Origin of the sequence: Salinivibrio sp. PR5 (assembly GCF_001996085.1) — a bacterium.
Lineage (GTDB): Bacteria > Pseudomonadota > Gammaproteobacteria > Enterobacterales > Vibrionaceae > Salinivibrio > Salinivibrio proteolyticus.
In genome coordinates this window covers 1-19,819 of record NZ_MUFK01000048.1, presented here as the reverse complement: position 1 = coordinate 19,819, position 19,819 = coordinate 1, and the positions used below count along the sequence as shown (strand labels likewise).

General features: G+C 49.1%; 17 protein-coding genes and 4 tRNA genes. 11 read left to right on the top strand and 10 right to left on the bottom strand.

The genetic code is table 11. From position 1 onward, the window contains the following. Window positions 1-130 precede the first annotated feature (130 nt). Window positions 131-1,639: a M28 family metallopeptidase gene (locus BZG82_RS14090; protein WP_077766116.1), complete on the top strand. Its 1,509-nt coding sequence runs from the start codon at window positions 131-133 to the stop codon at window positions 1,637-1,639. Window positions 1,640-1,672: 33 nt separating this feature from the next. Here the strand turns inward: BZG82_RS14090 and BZG82_RS14085 are convergent, their stop codons facing one another. The 3 genes from BZG82_RS14085 to BZG82_RS14075 all read right to left on the bottom strand — a co-directional run bounded on the left by BZG82_RS14085 (window position 1,673) and on the right by BZG82_RS14075 (window position 4,366). Continuing rightward, window positions 1,673-2,245 carry an alpha-ketoglutarate-dependent dioxygenase AlkB family protein gene (locus BZG82_RS14085; protein ID WP_077479237.1) on the bottom strand — a complete coding sequence of 191 codons (573 nt, stop codon included), beginning with the start codon at window positions 2,243-2,245 and terminating at the stop codon, window positions 1,673-1,675. A gap of 116 nt (window positions 2,246-2,361) precedes the next feature. After that, complete coding sequence (locus tag BZG82_RS14080; RefSeq protein WP_077766115.1) at window positions 2,362-2,970, bottom strand: 2OG-Fe(II) oxygenase; 609 nt, start codon at window positions 2,968-2,970, stop codon at window positions 2,362-2,364. 115 nt (window positions 2,971-3,085) lie between these two features. Further along, window positions 3,086-4,366: an NAD(P)/FAD-dependent oxidoreductase gene (locus BZG82_RS14075; RefSeq protein WP_077766114.1), complete on the bottom strand. Its 1,281-nt coding sequence runs from the start codon at window positions 4,364-4,366 to the stop codon at window positions 3,086-3,088. Window positions 4,367-4,663: 297 nt separating this feature from the next. On the opposite strand from BZG82_RS14075, the gene BZG82_RS14070 reads away from it, so the two are divergent. From BZG82_RS14070 to BZG82_RS14040, 7 genes are all read left to right on the top strand, one after another. Further along, window positions 4,664-5,707: an ABC transporter substrate-binding protein gene (locus BZG82_RS14070; protein WP_077766113.1), complete on the top strand. Its 1,044-nt coding sequence runs from the start codon at window positions 4,664-4,666 to the stop codon at window positions 5,705-5,707. Window positions 5,708-5,940: 233 nt separating this feature from the next. Further along, on the top strand, window positions 5,941-6,951 hold the full coding sequence (gene ltaE, locus BZG82_RS14065) for a low-specificity L-threonine aldolase (protein ID WP_077766112.1): 1,011 nt from the start codon (window positions 5,941-5,943) through the stop codon (window positions 6,949-6,951). Window positions 6,952-7,132: 181 nt separating this feature from the next. Continuing rightward, window positions 7,133-9,523, top strand: coding sequence for a Lon protease family protein (locus BZG82_RS14060; protein WP_077766111.1), 2,391 nt, complete (start codon window positions 7,133-7,135; stop codon window positions 9,521-9,523). A 233-nt stretch (window positions 9,524-9,756) separates the two neighbouring features. After that, entirely contained in the window at window positions 9,757-9,984 is a 228-nt protein-coding gene (locus tag BZG82_RS14055; RefSeq protein WP_069589119.1) for a FeoA family protein, read from the top strand. Beyond that, on the top strand, window positions 9,984-12,311 hold the full coding sequence (feoB, locus tag BZG82_RS14050) for a Fe(2+) transporter permease subunit FeoB (RefSeq protein ID WP_077766110.1): 2,328 nt from the start codon (window positions 9,984-9,986) through the stop codon (window positions 12,309-12,311). The genes BZG82_RS14055 and feoB overlap by 1 nt, the downstream gene beginning before the upstream one ends. Next, window positions 12,262-12,483, top strand: coding sequence for a FeoC-like transcriptional regulator (locus BZG82_RS14045; protein WP_069589117.1), 222 nt, complete (start codon window positions 12,262-12,264; stop codon window positions 12,481-12,483). Before feoB ends, BZG82_RS14045 begins: the two co-directional genes overlap by 50 nt. A 184-nt stretch (window positions 12,484-12,667) precedes the next feature. Beyond that, complete coding sequence (locus BZG82_RS14040; RefSeq protein WP_077766109.1) at window positions 12,668-13,297, top strand: Fic/DOC family protein; 630 nt, start codon at window positions 12,668-12,670, stop codon at window positions 13,295-13,297. A 60-nt stretch (window positions 13,298-13,357) separates the two neighbouring features. On the opposite strand, the gene BZG82_RS16405 is transcribed toward BZG82_RS14040, so the two are convergent. The 6 genes from BZG82_RS16405 to BZG82_RS14015 all read right to left on the bottom strand — a co-directional run bounded on the left by BZG82_RS16405 (window position 13,358) and on the right by BZG82_RS14015 (window position 15,017). Beyond that, entirely contained in the window at window positions 13,358-13,525 is a 168-nt protein-coding gene (locus tag BZG82_RS16405) for a hypothetical protein (protein ID WP_157891193.1), read from the bottom strand. Window positions 13,526-13,701: 176 nt separating this feature from the next. Then, window positions 13,702-13,788, bottom strand: a tRNA-Leu gene (locus tag BZG82_RS14035). 38 nt (window positions 13,789-13,826) lie between these two features. After that, window positions 13,827-13,902: transfer RNA gene (locus BZG82_RS14030), tRNA-Gly, on the bottom strand. 133 nt (window positions 13,903-14,035) lie between these two features. Next, window positions 14,036-14,112 (bottom strand) — tRNA-Met (locus tag BZG82_RS14025). A 24-nt stretch (window positions 14,113-14,136) separates the two neighbouring features. Then, window positions 14,137-14,210, bottom strand: a tRNA-Cys gene (locus BZG82_RS14020). Window positions 14,211-14,429: 219 nt separating this feature from the next. After that, a complete protein-coding gene (locus BZG82_RS14015) occupies window positions 14,430-15,017 on the bottom strand; it encodes a TfoX/Sxy family DNA transformation protein (protein WP_077479223.1) in 588 nt (195 codons plus the stop codon). Window positions 15,018-15,300: 283 nt separating this feature from the next. Here BZG82_RS14015 and BZG82_RS14010 point away from each other — a divergent pair, with 283 nt between their 5' ends. The 3 genes from BZG82_RS14010 (at window position 15,301) to BZG82_RS14000 (ending at window position 17,970) form a co-directional block, all read left to right on the top strand. After that, window positions 15,301-15,888 (top strand): LON peptidase substrate-binding domain-containing protein, encoded by a 588-nt coding sequence (locus tag BZG82_RS14010; RefSeq protein WP_077662109.1) that lies wholly within the window; start codon window positions 15,301-15,303, stop codon window positions 15,886-15,888. A gap of 133 nt (window positions 15,889-16,021) precedes the next feature. Continuing rightward, the gene (locus tag BZG82_RS14005) at window positions 16,022-16,945 is read left to right on the top strand and encodes an HDOD domain-containing protein (protein ID WP_077766108.1); all 924 of its coding nucleotides are present in this window, start codon (window positions 16,022-16,024) and stop codon (window positions 16,943-16,945) included. 119 nt (window positions 16,946-17,064) lie between these two features. Further along, the gene (locus tag BZG82_RS14000) at window positions 17,065-17,970 is read left to right on the top strand and encodes a lysine exporter LysO family protein (protein ID WP_077479226.1); all 906 of its coding nucleotides are present in this window, start codon (window positions 17,065-17,067) and stop codon (window positions 17,968-17,970) included. 86 nt (window positions 17,971-18,056) lie between these two features. Here BZG82_RS14000 and ptsG read toward each other — a convergent pair whose 3' ends face one another. Then, window positions 18,057-19,484: a PTS glucose transporter subunit IIBC gene (ptsG, locus tag BZG82_RS13995; protein WP_069589109.1), complete on the bottom strand. Its 1,428-nt coding sequence runs from the start codon at window positions 19,482-19,484 to the stop codon at window positions 18,057-18,059. Between the last annotated feature and the right edge of the window lie 335 nt (window positions 19,485-19,819).

Genomic DNA, 19,819 nt, shown 5'->3' with positions numbered 1-19,819 from the left:
CTATTAACAATTTTGTGACAATTAAACCATCCAATAATGGTTTTATAAATTTATCAGCAAGTTGTGTTTTTGCTCTACAGTCAAAAGGTCGCATGGAGTTTAGCGACCCTTATTCACTCAAGGAGGAACTATGCATTATAAACGCACGGCTCTGGCCGTTGTCCTTGCAACAAGCTGCACACTCGCGCAGGCTGAAGATAAAAAAGTCTGGATCTCGATCGGTGCAGATGCACAACAAACCGCTTTGGCTTCTGGTGCACAGCCTTTATTAGCACAGTCAGTCGCACACAATGGGCAAGCATGGATTGGCGAAGTCAGTGAATCTGAGTTAGCCGCCCTCTCCCACGAGATGCACGAAAACCATCACCGCTGCGGTGGTTATATCGTGCACTCATCAGCCCAAAGTGCCATGGCTGCGAGTAACATGCCTCTTTCGCGCGCTAGCTTTGTCGCGCCTGCAATCAGTCAGCAAGCGTTAGTGACACCTTGGATTAGCCAAATTGATAGTGCACTCATCGTTAATACCATTGATCGTCTCACCGATTTTCCCAACCGTTTCTACACCACTACATCAGGGGCACAGGCTTCCGATTGGATAAAGCAACGTTGGCAATCGCTCAGTGCAGGGTTAACCGGTGCGTCCGTCACTCAGATTTCACACAATGGGTATAATCAAGAATCGGTGATGTTAACCATCGAGGGCTCAGAATCGCCCGACGAATGGGTCGTCGTCGGCGGCCACCTAGACTCGACGATTGGCTCGCGCACCAATGAGCAAAGTATTGCGCCTGGCGCCGATGATGATGCCTCGGGGATTGCTGCCGTCACAGAAGTGATCCGCGTCTTGGCGCAAAACAACTTCCAGCCTAAGCGGAGTATCGCATTTGTTGCCTACGCAGCAGAAGAAGTTGGATTGCGTGGTTCGCAAGACGTTGCCAACCAATTTAAGCAAGCGGGCAAAGAGGTTCGTGGTGTCTTACAACTGGACATGACAAACTATCAAGGATCTGCTGAAGACATTGTCTTTATCACCGACTATACCGACAGTCAGCTCACTCAGTATCTCACGCAGTTGCTTGACGAATACTTGCCTACCTTAAATTACGGCTTCGATACTTGTGGCTATGCCTGTTCCGATCACGCCTCGTGGCACCAAGTCGGCTATCCAGCCGCCATGCCGTTTGAAGCCAAATTTAATGATTACAACCCTAACATCCATACGCCGCAAGACACCTTGGCAAACAGCGATAGCGAAGGGGCTCACGCCGCGAAGTTCACGAAACTCGGTTTGGCCTATACGGTGGAGCTCGCGAACGCCGACAGCTCGCCCAATCCGGGTAACGAGCTGAAACTCGGAGAGCCCATCAATGGACTCTCTGGCGCTCGTGGGAATGAAAAGTACTTCAACTACCAGTTAGAACAATCCGGTGCGCTAGTGATCCGAACCTATGGCGGTTTTGGTGATGTAGACTTGTACGTCAAAGCCAACGGCGATGTCAGTAAGGAGAACTGGGATTGTCGCCCTTATCGCAGCGGCAATGATGAGGTTTGCCGGTTCGACAATGCAACGTCCGGCGACTATGCGGTCATGCTGCGAGGGTATAGTGCTTATGACAACGTTAGCCTGATTGTCGAGTAACGACAGACCCACTGCCGATGAGCGGTAGTGGGTCTATTCTTTTCCTGACGACGACGTTATCCAGCGGAAAGTTAAATTAATGCGTGCGCCCACTGGTTTTTGTGTTTTGGGTAACGCATGTTGCCAATACGTTTGTGTTTGCCCAGCCATGACTAGTAACGCACCATGACTCAACAAAAACTCGCGTTTTTCTTTACTTTTGGTATGACGGAATAAAAACCGTCGACTCGCGCCCAGACTCACCGATGCAATCGTCGGCTGCTCTCCTAATTCGGCTTCATCATCTTTGTGCCATCCCATGTAATCGCTGCCATCCCGATAGAGATTGAGCAATACGGTATTGAAACGGGCATGCGTGGCAGCCTCAACACGCGCTTTCAAATCCAATAGCTCAGGCGTCCAAGGGCGAGGAGATAATGTGAGTCCACTGTAGGTGTAAGCATGATCACCGTACCAAGCTAATAAACGCGGCTGCATCACGGTACGACCAAACATCGAAATGGGTAATTGTTGCCAAGGTGTGTGCTGATGCAATGCCGCCATTAGGTTATCGGCATCAGCCATAGGCAACCAATCTGGCTGCCAATGAACAGTCGCTTGTGGCATAGCAACGGCTTGCTGAGCGTCGAACTCGGCATGGTTAAAAAAACTTTGCTGTTGCGGTGAACCCGTCATACTGACCGCTTGCTGGTTATCACTCGTAGCTGTCAGTATGCGGTTTGTTAGCGAATTGGATCAACCCGATGACCACTCATGCCGTTAATCCGGTACCAGCCCGCAATGCTAAACCGTTGTCGCTTCGCGGGTAGTACCTCATGAGGAAACTCTTCCGATAAGAAGGTCACAAGGCGACCGGCTTGGGGCCATAATGTTTTCAAGTGGCTCCCATCGGCATGGTAAATGACGATTTCGCCCCCGTCCTCTTCACACCAGTCATGGTTCAAATAGAGCACTGTAGTGACTTTTCGGTTAGAGCGGCCTTTAAAGGCATCCACATGTTTAGCATAAAAATCACCGGGATTATACTTGGCGAAATGCGCTTCATATTCAAAAAGACCAAGAAAGAGGTGACGATTAAGCGCAAGCTGCAGTTCAGACATCTTATCGAGTAACGCATCAATGGCTGGGGCATGGCCGCGCTCTAACCAATGGATCTTGTCGGTGCGGATTTGGGTATTGGTATGTTGCTTCTGCTCGCGCCCAATACTGGCTTGCGTCCACTGCTCAGGCAAACACGCGTGTAAATCAGCCACTTCTTGTGCTGTTAAAAATTGATCGCACACGCTTAATCCGTGTGTCGCTAAATCATCAATGATGCTCAGTGTGTTCAAGCACTTACTCCCCGCTATTTGAAGGGCTACATTACTGCCTTCTTGGCGGGGAGCAACACGAGATCTTTATCGTGACGACAAGTATTTTTAATCGTTAACGGTTTGTACGTTGTCGCTACCCACCAAGCAGATCGGCAAGCTTCGCTTTCCAAATCGCGAGAGCCAATGCAGGGCTACGCAGCATTTTCGGGGTCGGGATCCAACCATGCTTTAAACGTGCAAACACATCAAAGCGGCTGGCTTGTCCGTCCATCGCTTCGGCAATCACGCGTCCTGCTATGTTCGTCAGCCCAACTCCATGACCTGTGTATCCATGCGCGGTATAAATATCTTGGCCGAGGTGATCAATGTGTGGCATGTAACTGCGCGTCACGGCAAACAACCCGCCCCAGTGGTAGTCCATCTTCACATCGCCTAACTGAGGAAAAACCCTTGTCATTCGTTGGTGTAGACGTTGAGCGGAGTCTTTATACTCACGATTAAACGGGTGGTTCACGCCTCCAAATAAGAGGCGTCCGTCTGCGGTGGGACGGTAGTAATCAAGACAGTTGTTGAGATCAGACATAGCCATGCGATTAGTAATGGGCATGCGATCGCCTAGTGGCTCGGTCACCGCAATAAAGGAGGCAACTGGGAGGACTTTCGCTTGCGCCTTGCGGTCTAAGCCATCGAGATAAGCATTGCATGCCAGCAATATGCGGGGAGCATTCACGTCACCTTGAGGCGTACGAACGCAATGAGTCTGCCCCTTCTTTATCGACTGCGCCGGGCTGTGCTCAAAGATTTGCACGCCTAAATCCTGCGCGGCTTTCGCCAACCCGAGCGTGTAATTGAGGGTGTGAATATGCGCACTATTCGGGTCGTATAATCCCCCTAAATAGCGCTCCGTATTCGCCACTTCTGCCACCTTAGCCTGATCCCACCATTGCGCCATCGGATACTGATAGTCACCTTGCTTTAAGGCGTGCCAGCTTTGTAACTCGGTTTGTTGTGTCTTGTTTAACGCCAGTTCAATGTATCCCGGTTGGAAATCACAGGCTATTTGATGGCTATGAATCCTTTCACGCACAATATCAACCGCTTCAACGGAAAGATCCCAAAGTTGTTTACCCCATTGCGAGCCGTAGGTTTCATGCACCTCTCTAAGTCCGAGGCAATATCCCACTAAACATTGGCCGCCGTTACGTCCAGAGCCCCCCCACGCAATCGTCTTGGCATCCAATACAATCACATGATAGCCGCGTTGACGTAATTCAATCGCGGCGTTTAATCCCGTTAATCCTGCGCCAATGATACAAACATCGGCGTGGTGACTACCGGTTAAAGGTGGAAAAGATAAGGATTGATTTTGCGTAGCAACATAGTAATTAGTGTCGGGGCGGTACGTTTTGACCATGTTCTCAATGGTTACTCATTTAGGTGATTCAATAAATAAGGCACAAGCTCAGGATACTAGTGTGAGGCTTGTACACAAAGCGCGCAGATAGTCGCATTGTCGTGCGCGACTCGCAAGCCAAAAATGACAGGATACTGCCCAATAATTTGGGGGCGCACGCAAGGGTTATGCTACCGTTAGCGGAACGTTTCACGAAACGCGATTTTGGTTAAAAAAAAGTCATTGACACAAAGGCTGGGTGCAATATGATGCGCCCCGACGTGTACTCGGCCAGCAAGCCATTGAAGGACCATGATAATGAACAAAATCACTCACGGAATTACCGCGACCGCACTCGCACTTTCAGCTGTATTTGCAACTGGGGTCAGCGCTGACGATAAAGTATTGAATCTCTACAACTGGGCGGAATATATGCCCATGGATGTGATCAATGCGTTTGAAGAAGAATACAAGGTGACGGTCAATTACTCGACCTTTGAGAGTAATGAAGCCATGTATGCCAAGTTGAAGCTACTGAATGGAAAAGGCTATGACCTCGCTTTCGCTTCAACCTATTTCATCAACCGCATGATCAAAGAAGACATGCTGGCCAAAATTGATAAATCAAAGATCAGCCACTTCGATGAGTTACGTCCCGGCCTACTGGGTCAACCGTTCGACAAAGCGAATGACTACTCCCTGCCCTATGTATTCGGCGTGACGGGTATCAGTTACAACAACCAATATGTCGACGGGGACAAAGTCACTAAGTGGGCCGACCTATGGCGTGATGACTTCAACGCACAAGTGATGCTTCTCAACGATGTGCGTGATGTCTTTGGCATGGCGTTAAAAGCGCAAGGACACAGTATTAACAGCAAAGACGAAGGCGAGATCAAGCAAGCGTACGAGTACCTTCGTCAATTGCGTGACAACGTTGTGGTCTATAACTCAGATGCGCCTCACGTTCCTTTTGTGACCGGTGAAGTGACTATTGGTCAGCAATGGAACGGCAACGCTTACATGGCGCAGCAAGAAATTGATGGCATCGAGTTTGTTTATCCGCAAGAAGGCGCGATTCTCTGGATGGATAACTACATTATCCCTAAAAATGCAGAGAACAAGACGCTGGCTCATCAATTCATCGATTTTATGTATCGTCCTGAGAACCAAGCCAAACTGGTCGAGGAATTTGGCTACCCGGCGCCCAATACCCGTGCGGCGGAGTACCTGGATGACGAGCTGAAAGAAAACACGACCATTTTCCCTACTGACGAAGCCGTCAACAGTGGCGAATTTACCGATGATGTGGGTGAAGCGGTGAAAATCTACCAAAAATACTGGCAGATGCTAAAAAGCTAATCATCGACTGAGGGTCTCATCTGTTTGGTATTCTCACCAAATGTCTAGGGAACCCCTTCAAGTCTCATTAATCAGGCCATATCACGGGTATGGCCTTTTTCGTGCGCGTATATTTGTCTATTCTTTGTGGTTAGGCCTAGAGCCAATCGCCGGTCTCAACTGCCAACTAACGAGCATTGTGTGTATTATTAGGCAACACGCTCGACGACCCTCACTCAGCAAGGATGTAATACATGATTGATTTTCGCTCCGATACCGTCACCAAACCCGACCAAGCCATGCGAGATGCGATGGCTAACGCTCCCGTCGGCGATGATGTTTACGGTGATGACCCGAGTGTTAATGCATTAGAACGCTGGGCCGCAGAGCGCCATGGCTTTGATGCCGCCCTATTCACCACATCAGGTACGCAAGCGAACCTATTAGCGCTAATGTCGCACTGTGAGCGCGGTGACGAATACCTGTGTGGTCAGCAAGCGCACAACTACAAATATGAAGCCGGTGGTGCAGCGGTATTAGGCTCTATTCAGCCTCAACCCATTGAAAATGCCCCAGACGGTACGTTGCCATTTGAGAAGCTTGCCGCAGCCATTAAACCTAATGACTTTCATTTTGCACGCACCAAATTGCTCAGTTTAGAAAACACCATCGGCGGCCGCGTTCTACCCCTTTCCTACTTGGCCGAAGCACGCATGTTTTGCAACAAGCATCAGCTAAGCCTTCACCTTGATGGCGCACGTGTTTACAACGCGGCGGTGGCACTGGATGTCGATATTACCGCGATAAGCTGCCATTTCGATTCTATGACTGTTTGCTTGTCAAAAGGATTAGGAGCACCGATCGGCTCCTTACTGTTGGGTTCGAAAGCCTTCATTGAAAAAGCTAGACGGCTACGAAAAATGCTGGGCGGTGGTATGCGTCAAGCCGGTATTCTCGCCGTTGCCGGACAAAAAGCACTCGAAGAAAATGTCGAACGTCTCGCTGAAGATCATGCTAACGCTCATTATTTAGCCAATGAAATCAATGAGATTGAAGGCTTTTCTACCCACAATTATGACGTTCAGACCAATATTGTGTATGTCGATATTGCCGACAACATCGATCGGGTTCGTCTCAATATGCGCCTGATGGATAACGGCTTTCGAGTGAGTTTAAATGGCACACCGGCCCGCTTTGTCACTCATAAAGACGTAAATCGTCAAGATATCGACGCATTGATAAACGCGATTAAAAAATCGCTCTAATCAGCCCTGCTTTTATGACGTATTCAAAAGGGCCTTTAATGGCCCTTTTTTGCTCATTTATTCGCCACCCAGTGCTAAACTGTGACCCTGTCGCAACTTTCTCCACCAGCATCACTAAAACAGTCACTTACACTCGCTACACTGAAAGCATCAATCGATAAAAGACCAAATAGGATCGATTATGGCGACTACCGTGGTGAACAGCGAACGTTTGTATCGCGAATCTAGCTTTAAACACAGTGACATCACCTCAACCAAGCACCTTGCGCCGTTGGATGAAATTGTTGGCCAAGACCGAGCACGACATGCCGTTGAGTTTGCCATGTCGATCAAGGAAAAGGGCTATAACATTTACGCCATTGGTCAGAACGGATTAGGCAAGCGCACCATGGTGATGCGCTATTTAAACCACCATTGGAAAAATGATACGTCTATCCATGATTGGTGCTACGTCGCTAATTTCCAAGAAGCCCGCGCGCCTGAATTCTTAAAGCTTCCCGCAGGGCGAGGAAATGAACTCAAAAAGCACGTTGAGCAGCTAATGGGAAAACTTGCCAATGCGCTGCCGCTCGCGTTCGACAACGAGATGTATTATCAGCGTGCTGAAACACTCAAAAATCAGCTCACCGAGCGCCAGCAAACCGTATTAAAAGCACTCAGTGATAGCGCAGAACAAAACAATGTTAGTTTGACGATCACCCCGCAGGGCGATTACCAGTTTGTTGCCCTTAACGGCGAGGAGCCTCACACTGAGGACACCTTCGATGCGCTCTCTCAAGAGGAGCAAATGGCATTCGGCAAGGTGATTGATAAACTCGAAACCGAACTGCGCAGCATTGTGCGTCAACTCGGCGAGTGGGAAGAAGACTATGCGGAAAAGCAACAAGCGCTGGATGAAGAAGTAGCGCGCGATGTGATTGCCGCCCAAATGAAGTCCGTCACCAAAGCGTTTGCAGATCTCCCTGAAGTGCTGGCATTTCTGGAGGCGATGCAAGCGGATATGCTAGAGCATTTGGATATCTTTCTCGAAGACAGCGAGGATCAAGCGGCGCTCGCTTATGCCGCACTCGATAAAAAACTACCGCGCCGCTACCAAGTTAATGTCTTGGTGAGCCAAGACGACAACCAAGCCCCTGTCGTGGTGGAAGACAGCCCCAGTTATCACAACCTCTTTGGTTATGTTGAAAATGCCACTTTTAAGGGCACAGTGTTCACCGACTTCTCGCTGATCCGTGCGGGCAGTTTTCACCGCGCTAATGGCGGCGTGCTGCTGATGGATGCCATCAAGGTACTCGAGAAACCCTACGTCTGGGACGGCATCAAGCGCGCCCTAAGCACAAGACAACTCAGCGTGAGCGCCCTTGAACGCGAAGTCACCCTTAGTGGCACTGTATCGCTCGACCCTGCCCCCATTCCACTTGATGTGAAAATCATCTTATTTGGTGATTACCAAACCTATCAGTTGCTACAACGCTATGATGCCGAGTTCAGCGAGCTATTTCGGGTGACCGCGGACTTCGAAGACGATATGCCACGCAACGATAGTACAGAGCAACAGTACGCGAAGTTTATCTCCAGCATTATCCACGACGGCGGTTTACTGCACTGTAGTCGCGGTGCGATTGCGCGTATTATTGAGCACAGTGCCCGACAGGCCGAAGATCAAAATCGCTTGTCGCTGCACTCCGCTGATATTGCTAACCTTTTGCGCGAATCCAACTACTGGGCCACGCAGGCCAACGCCAATAGCATTCGTGCTTTGCATGTCGAGAAAGCTCTAGCAAGCCGCAATATGCGGGTGAGCCGCGTGCGCGATAGCATGATGCAGAACTTTGAAAACGGCGTCACCTTGATCAATACCACCGGCTCTGCACTAGGCCAAATCAACGGCTTATCGGTATTGAGTACATCTGATTTTAGCTTCGGACTCCCCAACCGGATTACTGCCACTACCGCGTATGGTGAAGGCGAAGTGCTCGATATTGAGCGCAGCGTTAAACTCGGTGGACGGATTCACTCTAAAGGAGTGATGATCTTGTCCGCCTACCTCGCCACCCTACTCGGCAAAACAGAACAAATCCCGCTCAAAACGCATATCACTTTTGAGCAATCTTACGGGGGCGTCGATGGAGACAGTGCGTCAATGGCAGAGTTTTGTGCGATTCTCTCGGCGATTACGGGCGTGCCCTTGCGTCAAGATCTGGCGATTACAGGCTCCATGAACCAATTTGGCGAGGCGCAGCCGATTGGCGGCGTGAACGAAAAAATCGAGGGCTTCTTTGATGTATGCACCATTAAAGGTCCCACCGAGCAGCAAGGGGTGATCATTCCCGCCGCCAATATCCAAAACCTGATGCTGCGCAAGGATGTGGTCCATGCGGTTGAGAAAGGTGAGTTTCACATCTATGCGGTCTCCCATGTGGCCGAAGCGCTTTCGCTGCTTACCGGACAAAACGCAGGGTTTGGCCCAGATGCAATCACCACAGACAACCTCCTTGCAACCGCCAAAGCCAACTTAAATGATCAGCGGCGTAAAGCACAAAAAGAGTCATCATCGCATCACGCACGCTAATCTATCACTCGCTGGCAGTGGTTTGACTGCCAGCGAGTGAAATATTTTCTTACAAAGTTAGCGGCTAGTTTTTGCTTTTTCCCCTCACATATCTACTTTTTAACCACCATTTATTTCATCGTCTTACTTTCAAGACAAGCTGCTCACTAAAAATTGCTTGATCCTAAGCAAAAAACCACGTCAAATTTAAGCGTAACATCCAATGCAAACCATTCTTATTTGGATCTCGCGCTATGAAACTGTCGACTCTCGGTCGCGGCCAGGCCGCACGCATTACCAGTGTCCATCATGTGCCAGCTGTTATCCGCCATCGTCTTGCCGTTATGGGATTGATCCCGGGCACCGCCGTTGAGCTGGTCCGGCGTGCACCCCTGGGCGACCCATTGCAAATACGCCTCGACAACGAACAACTCATCGTCCGTCGTGAAATCGCCAAGCTGATCGATGTGGAGGCCATGTAATGAGTAAAACACGCATTCTTCTCGCCGGTAACCCCAACTGCGGAAAAACCACCTTGTTTAACGCATTAACCGGTTCTCGCCAAAAGGTTGGTAACTGGGCGGGCGTGACTGTGGATAAAAAAGTCGGTCAGCTTTCGCTCGATAATGCTGAGACCGAGATCACCGACTTGCCCGGCTTATACGCGCTAAACGCTGGCTTTGACGCGAGTTTAGATGAGCAAATCGCGACCTTTTCGATTGATAGCCGCGCCAGTGACGTCATCATTAACGTACTGGATGCTAACAGCCTAGAGCGTGGACTGTACTTGACGCTGCAGCTCCGTGAGCGTGGTGTGCCTATGGTGGTGCTGATCAACAAAATGGATCTGCTCGATAGGAATGGACAACAGCTTGATATTGCTAAACTGCAAGCGTGGTTAGGCTGTCCTGTCCTTACCGTCACCGCCTGCCAAGCAGACAGCGTCGCGACATTTCGCCACCAACTGTCCCATATTGTGAGCGACATCCCTCAGTGCGACGCCATGCAACTGAACTACGGTGAGCACATCGAAGCTTGGATACAAGCCCACCTTGGCGCCAGCTTTATTCGTACCGCGACCGGACAAGTGAACCAACGCGCGCACCTGTTAGAATGTCTCGAACGTGGTCGCCTGCCTGATGGCAGTGACGAGGCACAACAACATATCTTTGCGCAAGCCTGCCAATCGCTCGCCGAGCATGATACTGATATTCTGATTGCCGATGCACGGTACAGCTATATCCGCGATTTGGTGCATGACGCCCGTCGTGAGCATCGCCACTTAAGTCGCAATAATACTGAAAAGCTTGATAAGGTTATTCTTAACCCCTTCTTATCGCTGCCTATTTTGCTCGCCGTGCTATACGCCATGTTTGTGTTTGCGATTAACATCGGCGGCGCATTTATCGACTTTTTTGATATTGCCGCGGGCGCGATTCTCGTCGATGGCACCCATCAGCTACTGGATGGGGTGCTTCCGACCGCCATCGTCACCGTTATCGCAGATGGTCTCGGCGGCGGGATCCAAACTGTCGCGACCTTTATTCCCGTCATTGCGGGCTTATACCTGTTCCTCACTGTTCTCGAAAGCACTGGGTATATGGCACGCGCCGCATTCTTACTCGATGGTTTAATGCAAAAGATCGGCTTGCCGGGCAAAGCCTTCGTCCCTTTAATTTTGGGCTTTGGCTGCACGGTACCAGCGGTGATGGCAACCCGTACCCTAGAACAAATCAATGAGCGCAAAACCGCGGCTACCATGGCTACCTTTATGTCCTGTGGTGCACGGCTGCCGGTGTACGCCTTGTTTGCTGCCGCTTTCTTCCCACAACAAGGGCAAAACCTGGTTTTTGGCCTTTATTTGCTGGGCATTGTGGTGGCGATCATCACCGGCCTGATTTTGCGTCACACGCTTTATCCCGGGCACAGTGAAAGCCTGCTCATGACGCTACCAGACTATGAATTGCCACGATTACGCCATGTAATGAGCAATACTTGGCAGAAGCTGCGCCGTTTTGTTTTGGGTGCCGGTAAAACCATTGTACTGGTGGTAACCATTTTAACCTTCTTCAACTCGCTCGGCACAGATGGTACATTCGGACACGAAGACAGCGACACGTCCGTGCTGTCTAAAGCCGCGCAAGTCGTGACACCTGCCCTCGCCCCGATAGGTATCGAAGAAGATAACTGGCCGGCCACCGTAGGTCTTGTCACCGGTTTGTTTGCCAAAGAAGCCGTCGTGGGTACGCTCAATAATCTTTATGCGCCTTCAGATATCGAGGAAACCCCCACCACGATCGGTGAGGCCTTGCTAGAAGCGGTACAAAGCATTCCTGCCAACTTGTTTGATATTGATTTCAGTGATCCATTGGCGGTAAGCGTAGGCGATATCGATAATCCCGAACTTGCCGCAGAGGAGCAAGAAGTCAGTCTCGCCACATTCGACAACCTGCATCATCACTTTAGTTCCACCGCTAGCGTGTTGGCCTACTTGATGTTTATTTTGCTCTATACCCCCTGTGTAGCAGCGATGGGCGCTTATACTCGCGAGTTTGGTCGCCGTTTCGCTATGTTCATTGCCAGTTGGTCAATGTTACTGGCCGTCAGCGGTGCGACCCTGTGTTTCCAACTCAGTCAGATCAGTGTTTCACCGGTTTCAGCTTCACTCTACATTGGCGGTATTTTGGCGCTACTCATCGCGGTAGTTGCCGCAATGCGCTACATCGGTAAGCATCCTCATTGGTTTAAGGAGACCTATTATGATCCTGCAAAAGCTCAAAGCCAGTGTCACTCAGGCGGGTGTCATTAGTGCCGAGGCGCTTGCCAAAGAGTATGGTCTGACCCCGGACGGCGTGGACGCCATGATGGAAACGTGGATAAAACGGGGGACCATCGTTCGTCAGTGCCCCTGTCAGGATCCTGCCGATATTCATTATCGCTTGGCACATCACAATGAGATCCATTGCCTCAGCATGGTCTAACCCCTTCCCTTTCAAGCAGCGTTTCGACGCTGCTTTTTTACTTCTACATCCCGCATAACACCCATTATCTATCCACTATACTCAAAGCCTATGGCATAACAGCCATCGCAACAGGCAACATAACTGATCATGGCGAATGTCGTATCCCTAAGACCATGGTGACAGATAAGCAAGGAAGACAGGTATGACACGTTATGAGACGCAAGCCTCAGAGGCGCAATATCAACCTGGATCGAATGAGCAAGTCTTGCGTAACTTGCTCGGTATCACGCAATTGCACGACATAGAAGATATTGAGGCAGTGCTTTTGTCTAAACTCTACGAAAGGATTTTTACCGGTGGACACTTTCCTCGCGCACTGCGCTTTAACACTATGGCCAGTTGGCACCGGCAATGGCTCGGGAATGTCTATTTGTGGGCTGGGCAGGTGCGAAATGTCGAACTGAGTAAGGCGGGATTTCGCTTCACCTCACCGAAACAAATTGGTCCTTGTCTCACTCAGTTTGAACGAGATTACTTAACGGATTATCCCAATTTACCAACGATGACACGCACAGAGCTCATTCACTTTTTAGCGCAAAGCCATGTTGAATTCATTCTTATCCATCCATTCCGAGAGGGAAATGGACGCATTTCTCGCTTGTTGATTGATGTGATGTGTCAAAAGGCAGGGATAGGGTTGCTAGATTATCGACTATGGGAGGAAAACAAAGACTTTTATATTGCCGCTATTCAGGCGGGCGTCGGCCATGATTACCAGCATATGGAACGCTTAGTAAAAGATGTATTACCACCCAGCTCACTAATGGGTTAACAAGGTTATCGCCAATTGCCGGTAATATTGGCTTCTCGCCGTCCTTACTGCAGTGAGTGGCTAATCAGCCAATGCGAGCGCTTGGTATTTTTGCCGATTTTCTTTTAATTTCGCTTCTACTTCTTCCGTGGTTGCTTGCGTTTCGATTGCCGTCGAGCTTGCCACCGCGCGATCAATCATTTTTTGTGTGACTTGTTTTGCTTTTTTTTGCATCTCTGGCCTGTGCATACTGCCCTCATTCGTTATGGTTAAATTTTAGGCAAAAAAGCATCTAAATTCAATGGTGATATGTTTATCACTTAGACAATATTGTGACTGGGATACGGCTTTTAACACAGTGCGCAAAATCGCTGTCTGTTAAACGCAAAAACGGCGACCAATCTGGTCGCCGTTTTCTTTTTTAATGGTGCCCCGGGCCGGACTTGAACCGGCACAGCGCGAACGCCGAGGGATTTTAAATCCCTTGTGTCTACCAATTCCACCACCGGGGCACACAATTCTTTCAGCCGCTTACGCCACTGTTTTAATTTGGAGCGACATACGAGGTTCGAACTCGTGACCTCAACCTTGGCAAGGTTGCGCTCTACCAGCTGAGCTAATGTCGCTTTTTAACAAGCGTTTTATAACGCTTTAGAAAACTGGTTGCGGTATCCGGATTTATCGCACAATGCAATTGCGACGACCGTAGGTCGTGTTGAATGAGCTTCAACCAAATAAACTTTTTCTGCAACATAAAGTTGGTTGCGGGAGCCGGATTTGAACCGACGACCTTCGGGTTATGAGCCCGACGAGCTACCAAACTGCTCCATCCCGCGTCCGTATTGTTTCAGCCAAGTGCATGGAGGCGCGTCCCGGAGTCGAACCGAGGTCCACGGATTTGCAATCCGCTGCATAGCCACTCTGCCAACGCGCCTTTACGTTTCACCTCTCGGCTAAGTGGTTTGAATTCTACATAACTTTTTTCGCCTGTCACGTATAAATTGCACTTTAGTGGTTTAACCGTCGATTATTTATCCAAGCGTCACATTTTTCGCACAATCTGAGTATATTCGCGCCACCCGCCTCACTTTGCTAGACCCTAAACATAAAAAAGCCGACCTATTCGGCCGGCTGTCTGCGCGCAAAATGGGTATTAAACAGCTGCAAGTAAACGATCGCGCTCTTCTTTTTCAATCAGCTTCCAGTGACAACCTTGTTGCGCACCAGCAAATTTCCACAACAGGGAGACATCCACATCTTTGCCATGAGTCATCTGCACACGGCGAAACAGCTCCTCGGGAGTAAGCTGATTAAATGTACGCACATCTTCAACGCCAGATTTCTTCAGCATACGCTCAATGGTCAGTCGTAGATTAGGCAGATCGCGTAGTCGACGGCTCTCTAGGCTCTCTTTGCGTTTTTTATCTGCCACCGCAATATCGATCGATGTTTTGACAAGCTGACCTAATTCGGGATCGTCTTGAATGTATAAGCTGGTTATTTCGTAATAATTAACAACCGCGGTTGAGCTTTTCTTGACATGGACAAATTTACGACACGTTTTGTCGAGTAGTCTTTCTGATAATGCGCCACCGCCTCGCAAATACAGTCGCTTATCCGTCAGCAACATAAACATCGCGCCGTCGTAGAAAAACCCTGTTCCGCCAAACATTGAGCGTTGTTCCATTTCACCGAAGTTGCTCAAGTACTTAACAATATGGGCTTTAAATACCACACTCATCGGTAACTCCTATTTCTCTCCTGAGCGAAAAAAGTGATGACCAAAAAAGCGGCCACCAAGCCTAATAATTCGACACGCGAAATAGTGCATGATGTTGATATGAAATTCTATGCATTAGATCACTGTACAGAAATTTAACCCTTAAAAAGACATATGGTTAATGAGGGCATTTAAAAAAGCATTCGTATTTCGTTTTAAACTGAAAGGAAGAGTGATGAAGACTTAACCAACTTAGCCAAGTGCGCTAGATTTAAGGAAAAGACATTTTATACTCGAGGATACGATGTTACCTAAGCCAGTTTTAATTAAAACCAGTCACTTACTCCCCGGAGGCTTACACACTTACATTGTGCCAGAACCCCTTTACCTGAGCGTGTTGGCGCAGGCTGGGACTCCGCCTGAGCTTCTGATTGCTATGCAAGAAGAAGGGAGCGAACTTGAGATACCTAGTGCGATTTCTCCTATCGTTACCCTTTGCCACATCGCGGACTTTGATCGCCACGATACCCACCATATGGCGCTAACGCTGCAAGGGGTCGAATGTGTAAAAGTCGAATCTATGACACTGGGTGACAATGACGTAAAGTTAGGCACATATTCGCCATTACCCCAATGGCGACAACAAAATACTCCGCAAGAGTATGAATATTTAAGCAACAAACTAGCGCAATACTATCGCTCAAACCCCACGTTACATCACCACTTTAATCTTGCACAATATGACGAACTTGGGTGGGTGTGTTTGCGTTGGCTGGAGCTGCTGCCTATTGAAGTCAAACAAAAACAGCTATTGCTGTCACAACCTAGCCCAAATCAGGTCGCGGAGTTTATCGATAAATTGCTACGTTACCCGCTCGAAAACGACGAGTGACGCTAACGCCTACTCCAAGTTGTTCAAAGTATCAACAAAGGAACGAAAAAAGCGAGTAATCCACAAGTTCGCGGTTCTCTTTCCTGTGCGTCCGCATTACCATACAAGACGGTAAAAAATAGAATCAGGACTTATGGACCATCTGTCATTCTTTTGGGTCTCCCCCGATCGCGATAAATACTTACGCGGCATAGAATCTGAGTTTTACAAACGCGCCATTGAAACCATCCGTGTCAATCGCCTTGCCCTCCCTCCTTTACCGGATGTCGTTCTGTCAATCCAGCGCGCCAGCAAACAGCCTCATACCACGATGCGCGATATTGCCAACTTATTGATCGATGATCCTAGCCTCTGTGGTGCGGTACTCAAGGCAGCAAACTCCGCTTTATTTGCACCACGGGCCACCGGCAAATGCAACGACATCCAAACTGCAGTCTCCCGATTAGGGGTCGATCGTGTGTTAGGGATAGTGACCGCCGCAGCGATTTATCAATTAAAAAGCCAAGCCAAATTTGGCCCACAGTGCAATCACATTTTGAAGCGAAGCGCGCAAAAATCCCGTGAGTTTGCTGCCGCTATGGCGTTGATGACCCAGAAAATTCATAACTATTGCGATGAGCCCTTGTCGGTTGAGCCAGAAAAAGCCTTAATCATTGGTCTACTCGCAGATATTGGTTTGTACAGCATCATCGGCGAATTTCAGCGCTTTCTCGATGAAGGCCACTACCTTAAGTTTGATATCGCCGAACAAGTCTTCTTTAACTTATCGGGCGATTGCAGTCGACTCATCCTTCAAAACTGGCACTTTGAGCGTGATTACATTGAAGTGGCGATTAATACCAAGCTATACACACACGCTCGCCCAGACATTACCTATTTAGATATTGCACGCATGGCGAATCACTTACTCATGTTCCGTAACCATGATGACGCCATTGATGATCATGACGTTGAACTCACCGCGCCCGGGGCTGAAGCTCTTTATGAACTCTCTAACTTGAACGAGTTGGACTTTACCCGTGAGCTTGACGCTGTCATCGAAGCGAGCAGTATCTAACGCCAATGCGCCTGTCACGCTGTGGTGTGATTCCATATCACAGCTGTCTGATTTTATTGACCAGACTATTAACCGATTGATAACCTCGATGAACTCTTTCTTTATTGTGAGCAAAATCGATGTTCTCAGGGATGTTACTGATCTTTTTACCCCTTATCGTGGGCTACCTCATACCTCTTAAGCGGCCTCAGCATGTTCATTGGGTTAATACGCTAACCGTCCGACTGGTGATCGTGATTTTATTGCTGATGGGCCTGAGCTTAGCTTCTCTCGACAACCTAGGGAGTAACATTTCCACTATTGGTGTCTACGCAGCAACCTTCTTTGTCTGTATTGGGGGGGCCAACCTCCTCGCGTTACCCGTTTTAGATAAAATCTGGCCGACGGACACGCAGGGCCATCAACACAAACTAAAGCTAAGCACCATGATGTCTGAATCCGGCAAACTGATAGCCGCCGTCTTTGTGGGGCTCGCCGCTGGCCTGATCGTAGAAATGAACTTATCTTGGGTCGATACCGCCAGCGAAATCATTCTGCTACTTCTGCTGTTCTTGATTGGTATTCAGTTACGCAATAGTGGCATGACACTTAAACAAATTGTACTGAATAAAAAAGGTGTGGTGATCGCCGCGCTCATCGTCATCACCTCACTGCCGGGTGGTTTATTGGCCGCATGGTTACTCGATTTGCCTTATCATCACGGCCTTGCGATGGCATCCGGGTTCGGCTGGTATTCCTTGGCAGGGATCTTAATGGGAGATGGGCTGGGCCCCGTCTATGGTGGCGCCTCGTTTATTGTCGAACTTGCCCGCGAGCTGGTGGCCATTATGTTGATTCCCATGATTATTAGCCGTTATCCACTCACGGCGATTGGCTATGGTGGCGCAACCGCGATGGACTTTACCTTACCCATTATTCAAAGCACCGGCGGGATTCGCTGTGTGCCGATCGCGATCGTCAGCGGCTTTATTTTAAGTCTGCTGGTTCCGGTACTAATGCTATTCTTTCTCTCGCTCGGCGCATAACGCTCCTTCTCCTTTTCTCGTCGGGACAAATACACATAAAAAAAGGAGAGCCAATGGCTCTCCTTTCGCTTGGACGATGTCACTGGTTAGTGACTGCGCATCCAATCATCCATTTCCGTACGCAGGTTGTCTGATTTCGTACCGAAGATAGCTTGTACGCCACCAGATACAACTACAACACCCGCTGCACCAAGTTGCTTAAGCTTGTCTTGGTTAACAATTTCAGTGTCTGCCACAGAAACACGTAGGCGTGTAATACATGCGTCAAGACCTGTGATGTTGTCTTTACCACCGAAGGCTGCAACCAAGTCACCCGCTAGCTCAGAGCCAGTCGCTGTTGAGGTTTCAGTGGTTTCGTCTTCACGACCTGGGGTTTTCAGGTCAAGAGCACGGATCACTACGCGGAATACGATGTAGTAAAGAACACCATAACCCAGGCCAAGCAGTACCAGTGTGGTCACGTTCTCAGCACGTGGCATTTGTACGATAAAGTCGATGAAACCGTTAGAGAAAGTATGGCCGTGTACCACGCCCAGTGCGTTGGTCAACACATAAGCCAAGCCCGCCATCACCGCGTGAATACCGTACAGTACAGGTGCGATGAACAAGAACGAGAATTCGATAGGTTCAGTAATACCAGTAAGGAATGAAGTCAGTGCTGCTGACGCCATGATACCCATGATTTTGGCACGGTTTTCTGGTTTTGCAGAATGTGCAATCGCAAACGCAGCGGCTGGTAGGCCGAACATTTTGAACAAGTAACCACCAGCTAACTGACCGAAGCCGTTACCTGCTTCACGAGTCGCGTCGTTAGCGGTCAAGAAGCAAGTCATGATGCCATTCACTTGCTCGCCTGCATTGTTCACACAGCTACCTGCTTCGTAGAAGAAAGGTACGTTCCAGATGTGATGCAGGCCGAATGGGATCAAGGCACGCTCGACAATACCGTAGATACCAAATGCGGTCACAGGGTTTTGCTCTGCAGCCCAGTGAGAGAAGGTAGCGATCGCACCACCGATTGGTGGCCAGATAACAGAAAGGATGACACCCAGCGCGATAGAGAGGAAACCGGTGATAATTGGCACCGAACGTTTGCCCGCAAAGAAACCAAGGTAGTCAGGCAGCTGAATGGTGTAGAAGCGGTTAAACGTCCACGCAGCCACAGCACCGGCAAGAATACCGCCGAGTACACCCGTCTTGATTTCTTCAGCGCCCATCACAGGAGCCATCACGTTAAGTGTTGCCACCATGATGCCGTAACCGACGATCGCAGACAGACCGGAAACACCGTCGTTGTTAGTAAAGCCCAGCGCGACACCCACGGCGAACAGCAGTGCCATTTGGCCGAACACAGACCCACCAGCTTGTTCCATCAGATGAGAAACAATATCTGGCATCCAGCTAAAGTTGGCCGCACCAACACCTAGCAATATACCTGCTACCGGTAGCACGGATACTGGTAGCATCAGCGCCTTACCGACTTTTTGCAGGTTAGCGAAGAGGTTTTTTGACATAGTCTTGCTCCTGACAAGGAAGTTAACAATGCATGCTCTCGTGGCTAACCATTCGGCTCCCCCGCTACAGGTGGCCCGAAAACGTCGGACGCCTGAGAGTCATTGCGATTTGTGATTATTGAACTCACCCAAACTATAAGGTGCGAATCATCACCCTGCCTACGTACGATGATTTTACTGATTAAAAAGTAAATATAGATCACAATTAAACTTGCTGACAAAATCAGCAATAATATTCATAAACAACTGATTTAAAAATATTTTTTATTTCAAAAAGCAAGAATTGAAAAAGTACAACAAGTGCGATGAGAAAAAAGTGGAAAGTTATTTTAGGT

Excerpts from the sequence above, each read along its gene's own strand:
- ptsG (WP_069589109.1), bottom strand. The coding sequence starts at position 19,484 with ATGTCAAAAAACCTCTTCGCTAACCTGCAAAAAGTCGGTAAGGCGCTG.
- BZG82_RS14010 (WP_077662109.1), top strand. The coding sequence starts at position 15,301 with ATGTTACCTAAGCCAGTTTTAATTAAAACCAGTCACTTACTCCCCGGA.
- BZG82_RS14075 (WP_077766114.1), bottom strand. The coding sequence starts at position 4,366 with ATGGTCAAAACGTACCGCCCCGACACTAATTACTATGTTGCTACGCAA.
- BZG82_RS14085 (WP_077479237.1), bottom strand. The coding sequence starts at position 2,245 with ATGCCACAAGCGACTGTTCATTGGCAGCCAGATTGGTTGCCTATGGCT.
- BZG82_RS14005 (WP_077766108.1), top strand. The coding sequence starts at position 16,022 with ATGGACCATCTGTCATTCTTTTGGGTCTCCCCCGATCGCGATAAATAC.
- BZG82_RS14060 (WP_077766111.1), top strand. The coding sequence starts at position 7,133 with ATGGCGACTACCGTGGTGAACAGCGAACGTTTGTATCGCGAATCTAGC.
- BZG82_RS14015 (WP_077479223.1), bottom strand. The coding sequence starts at position 15,017 with ATGAGTGTGGTATTTAAAGCCCATATTGTTAAGTACTTGAGCAACTTC.
- BZG82_RS14090 (WP_077766116.1), top strand. The coding sequence starts at position 131 with ATGCATTATAAACGCACGGCTCTGGCCGTTGTCCTTGCAACAAGCTGC.
- BZG82_RS14055 (WP_069589119.1), top strand. The coding sequence starts at position 9,757 with ATGAAACTGTCGACTCTCGGTCGCGGCCAGGCCGCACGCATTACCAGT.
- BZG82_RS14070 (WP_077766113.1), top strand. The coding sequence starts at position 4,664 with ATGAACAAAATCACTCACGGAATTACCGCGACCGCACTCGCACTTTCA.
- ltaE (WP_077766112.1), top strand. The coding sequence starts at position 5,941 with ATGATTGATTTTCGCTCCGATACCGTCACCAAACCCGACCAAGCCATG.
- BZG82_RS16405 (WP_157891193.1), bottom strand. The coding sequence starts at position 13,525 with ATGCACAGGCCAGAGATGCAAAAAAAAGCAAAACAAGTCACACAAAAA.
- BZG82_RS14040 (WP_077766109.1), top strand. The coding sequence starts at position 12,668 with ATGACACGTTATGAGACGCAAGCCTCAGAGGCGCAATATCAACCTGGA.
- BZG82_RS14045 (WP_069589117.1), top strand. The coding sequence starts at position 12,262 with ATGATCCTGCAAAAGCTCAAAGCCAGTGTCACTCAGGCGGGTGTCATT.
- BZG82_RS14000 (WP_077479226.1), top strand. The coding sequence starts at position 17,065 with ATGTTCTCAGGGATGTTACTGATCTTTTTACCCCTTATCGTGGGCTAC.
- feoB (WP_077766110.1), top strand. The coding sequence starts at position 9,984 with ATGAGTAAAACACGCATTCTTCTCGCCGGTAACCCCAACTGCGGAAAA.